This is a genomic window from Bacillus sp. JST-5 (genome assembly GCF_057747715.1).
Genome location: NZ_JBYLHW010000113.1, coordinates 1 through 3819 on the forward strand (window position 1 = coordinate 1; position 3819 = coordinate 3819).

Annotated in this window: 6 protein-coding genes; 2 read left to right on the forward strand and 4 right to left on the reverse strand. The window is 32.9% G+C overall.

Annotated features, from left to right (window positions below; genetic code table 11):
• Window positions 1–165: 165 nt before the first annotated feature.
• Window positions 166–645, forward strand: a complete 480-nt coding sequence (locus tag AC3ASS_RS13805; RefSeq protein ID WP_488284089.1) for a YhfM domain-containing protein — start codon at window positions 166–168, stop codon at window positions 643–645.
• Window positions 646–699: 54 nt separating this feature from the next.
• On the opposite strand, the gene AC3ASS_RS13810 is transcribed toward AC3ASS_RS13805, so the two are convergent.
• From AC3ASS_RS13810 to AC3ASS_RS13825, 4 genes are all read right to left on the reverse strand, one after another.
• Window positions 700–1152 carry a cupredoxin domain-containing protein gene (locus AC3ASS_RS13810; RefSeq protein WP_488284090.1) on the reverse strand — a complete coding sequence of 151 codons (453 nt, stop codon included), beginning with the start codon at window positions 1150–1152 and terminating at the stop codon, window positions 700–702.
• A gap of 68 nt (window positions 1153–1220) precedes the next feature.
• Window positions 1221–2324 (reverse strand): MGDG synthase family glycosyltransferase, encoded by a 1104-nt coding sequence (locus AC3ASS_RS13815; RefSeq protein ID WP_488284091.1) that lies wholly within the window; start codon window positions 2322–2324, stop codon window positions 1221–1223.
• A gap of 16 nt (window positions 2325–2340) precedes the next feature.
• Window positions 2341–2955 (reverse strand): YkoP family protein, encoded by a 615-nt coding sequence (locus AC3ASS_RS13820; RefSeq protein WP_488284092.1) that lies wholly within the window; start codon window positions 2953–2955, stop codon window positions 2341–2343.
• Window positions 2956–3052: 97 nt separating this feature from the next.
• Entirely contained in the window at window positions 3053–3295 is a 243-nt protein-coding gene (locus AC3ASS_RS13825) for a YkuS family protein (protein ID WP_488284093.1), read from the reverse strand.
• A 113-nt stretch (window positions 3296–3408) separates the two neighbouring features.
• On the opposite strand from AC3ASS_RS13825, the gene AC3ASS_RS13830 reads away from it, so the two are divergent.
• Window positions 3409–3537 (forward strand): YuzL family protein, encoded by a 129-nt coding sequence (locus tag AC3ASS_RS13830; protein WP_488284094.1) that lies wholly within the window; start codon window positions 3409–3411, stop codon window positions 3535–3537.
• Window positions 3538–3819 lie beyond the last annotated feature (282 nt).

Genomic DNA, 3819 nt, shown 5'->3' on the forward strand with positions numbered 1-3819 from the left:
AAAGCCCCCTTCATTTGGTCACTTCGATTATAAAAAACACCTTATCGAGTGTCCAAATTCATTAGGGGGCTAATGAGAACGCTTCAAACGGTTATTTTCCAATATTTTTGGGGAATATGTGAATAGTTATAATCTTTCGAAAGTAGGATAAAGGAGGGCAATCAATTGTTTTCCTTGCTGTATGAAAAATGTAAAGGTCGTATCATTATTGTAGGATTAATACTCGTTGTAGTGGCTGGATGTCAATCTGAAGACGAATTTCCTTATCGCGAGCAAATTGAAAATATTTCTTCAGAAAATACAACTTCTGTTGAATGGAATGGCAAAGAAATCATTGATGTAACGATATATGAAAATCATAATAATAAAAAGATATATACGATGAATGATGAAAATTTTGATACACTTCAACAAATGATCGAATTATTATCATATGGAGTGAAAGTGAGCGGTGAAACGGAAGTAGAAGAACCAAATTACCGAATCCAATTGAACTATGCAAACGGTCAAGAAGATATCGCATACTTGTGGCTAAGTAATGATCGTAAACGTTCATCATTTTATATGGAAGGTGAAGAAAAGCAAATATTTTTATTATCTGAATTAATGACAGATAAGTTAAAAAAGATTTTATTAAATCAATAAAGGTGGAGTATACTCCACCAGATTTAATAAGTAAACATTTGAAATAAGAAATCATTAATCTTCAACGATGATATGTGCGATCATTGGCCCATGATGATCATAGTCTAAATGTGTGACGCAAATTAATCGATATACCCCTTCTTTTTCAAATTGGACAGGAATAACGGTTTCTTCACCTTTTTTCACTGTTCCTTGAATATTAGTTCCTTCAATAATAAATGGATGTTCTTTTCCGTAAACACCAAAAAGTTTAAGGTTTACTTTTTCCCCCTTTTTTACATAAATAGTACCAGGATCCCAGCGATATATTTCAATTTCTTTCCCATCTTCAGTTGTGGTCTTTAGTTCATTAGTAATTAAATGAATTTCTCTAATCTTTTCAGCTTTGTTTTGCATGGCTGGAATGGCATCTGATTGAAAAGAATACCAAATAGTTGCAGCTCCAATAACGACGGCAATTGCTAATAATCTCCAAATGAATTTTCCTTTTATTACTAAAAAGTTCAAAGATTTCACCTCCCTACCTTGTCCATTACATACATATGCATGTAGGGGGTAAAAACTTGTCTACAATTTCATATGATTTCATGAAATAAAATTTGAAGAACTACGTCTTCTGCTTTTTGAAAACATGGATGGTTTTCATACTGATCGAAAATTCTATTTTGATGATAATCTTTAATATTTTGATAAAAATAATTCATCATTTCATGTTCATCTTGAAAATAGGGTAGAGGTTTCACTATTTTTAAAGTACTTAAAACTTGCCAATTAATTTCTTCTTGACCTGGAAGTGCATGATAAATAAAAATTGGAATTTTTTTAAGAATGCATTCACTAACGGTGACACCGCCAGGCTTTGTAATCACAGCATCTACATCTTCATAAATCCTGTTCATTTTTTCTCTAGAATCTATATATGGTAAAGGAATGACTTGTTTGTGTTCATTTCTTTTTAAATAATGAAATAATCGCAAGTTTTTTCCGCACAAAACATAATATTGAACTTCTTCACTTTTTGGAAGCTTTTTTAATAACTTTTCAATTGTCCCAACACCCATGCTTCCACCCGTAATTAATATTTTTAATGGAGATTTTATTGGAACCGTTGAATTTCTTTTCTGAATCGAAGGATGAACAGGGATACCGGTATGAAAAATCTTTTGTTGATCAACACCATGTTCTAATAAATAGGAAGCCATCGAGTCTGTGGACACAAAATGAGCGTCAATTTGCTTTATACCCCACAATCGGTTAATAAAAAAATCAGTATAAACATTTATGATTGGCACGTTGATTTTCTTTTTTTCTTTTAAATGGCTAAAAATACGAGAAGGTAGAGCATGGGTACATATGATAATGGATGGGTTTTCACTTTCAATCATTGATAATGCTACTCTCTCAAACATTAGTTGATAAAAATAATAATTTTTTTCTATTGGCTGATTATAAGCCAATTTTTTATACAAATAACTATATGTTCTTGGGGAAATATGAATCCACTTTAAATAAAAATTTGAAATTAGTTTTTCTATTTTACCGAAACGGTAAGTCAACAAATCGATTTTTTTACACTGTATGTTCGACTCTCTCTTTTGAAGACGTTCGATTAAAGCATCTGCCGTTTGATGATGTCCAGAGGGAATTGATAATAAAGGGAAAAAAAGTGCTTTATACATAATTACAACCTCGTTTTTATTCATAAACCTTTTGGTGAATCAATGCATTTTGTGGAACAATTGAAGTTCTTGATTTATGTTCTGGTAAATATAATTCGATGAGTTTCTCCTTTGACATAAATAAATACTTTGGTTCTTGTATGAATAAATCGTGCCATGATATTTGATCACTAGATATATAGCTAATAGGGATTAAGGCTAGCCACTTTAATTTTTTATAAAATGCATTTTTGAGTGGTTTTGGTTCAAACCCTAGTTTTTCGCAACCACGATGTAATGTTGTGATACCAATGATTCCTTTGATCCGATCAAAATCTGGATGATGATAAATATAAGAGGCTAATTCAGGTAAGGAATATTTAATATTACGATAAATATAAGTGCCTTTTTTAAAATCATTTTTTATCTTTTTCATATTTCGTAATAGACGTACATTGTGTAAATGAATTTTAATTAGTAGATCATTTCGTTGGATTCTCGTACCATCGGATAATTCAACATCATAGCCTAAATAGTTTGTTTTTCGTACTCGAAAAATATTATTTCTTTCCTTATTTACATATGTAAGTCTAGTTAAAAAATAATAAATAGGATCAATGAATGTCCAAAAAACAATCAACATTCTTCGCATACGATTTCCTTCTTTCAACAATAGCCTGAACGTAAATTAAAAATTAAACAAATGTTTAAAATACGGACAGCACATACAAACTGTCCGTTTAGGATTTTTATTGCAATTTTCCTTCCACTTGTTTACATACTTCTTCTGCTGTCAATCCATTTGCTTCAATTACAGGTCCTTGAATCACAGAATCTTGCATTCCCATTACATTGGAATCAAGACCTGTTAAAACACAACAATCACAACCTTTTGCATCTTCCTCTTGTTTCAGTGGTACTACTTCATGACCACGAGCACGTAAAGCTTCTTGAATATTCGTTAACGATTCTTCAACACCTATTCGTGCCATTATCACACCTCCTCTATTGATAACTTGACCAAATGAATAAAAAATATGCGATGATACGAATGAATAATCACAATAAGGAACGTTAAAATAATCGGTAGGGGGTGTAATTTTTAATGGGAAAAAGAAAAAAAGATCCTTCAACAATAGGATTAGGTTCTCCGAATGTTGAAGGACAAGGTACAACAACTGAAGAGACGGGAAAGGAAAAATCTTCTGCTAGAAAGAAAAATAAACGACCATAATCCGCCAATCGGCGGTTTTTCATTTAGGCGTGCCCAGCTAAGCTGTTATCTGCTAGTTGGTGCAAGTCCAACCCGAGTAAGTGCCAAGACGCTCGGTAGCTGACAGGCAACTGGTGGAGAAATCCTAAGGTTGAAGCCCTGTGACAAAGTAACTCTCTTGGAGAGTGCGAGCAAATCAGCAGACCGTAACATAAAGTGAATCCTGCCGCCTCGTCAAAAGAGACCTCCTATGGAGGACAAAGGGAAGTCGAGCCTGGTTAGATTGGGCGAAGACCACGGAAG

Bases quoted from the DNA above. Each gene is read 5' to 3' on its own strand.
- AC3ASS_RS13815 (WP_488284091.1), bottom strand. From the start codon at position 2,324: ATGTATAAAGCACTTTTTTTCCCTTTATTATCAATTCCCTCTGGACAT.
- AC3ASS_RS13820 (WP_488284092.1), bottom strand. From the start codon at position 2,955: ATGCGAAGAATGTTGATTGTTTTTTGGACATTCATTGATCCTATTTAT.
- AC3ASS_RS13825 (WP_488284093.1), bottom strand. From the start codon at position 3,295: ATGGCACGAATAGGTGTTGAAGAATCGTTAACGAATATTCAAGAAGCT.
- AC3ASS_RS13830 (WP_488284094.1), top strand. From the start codon at position 3,409: ATGGGAAAAAGAAAAAAAGATCCTTCAACAATAGGATTAGGTTCTCCG.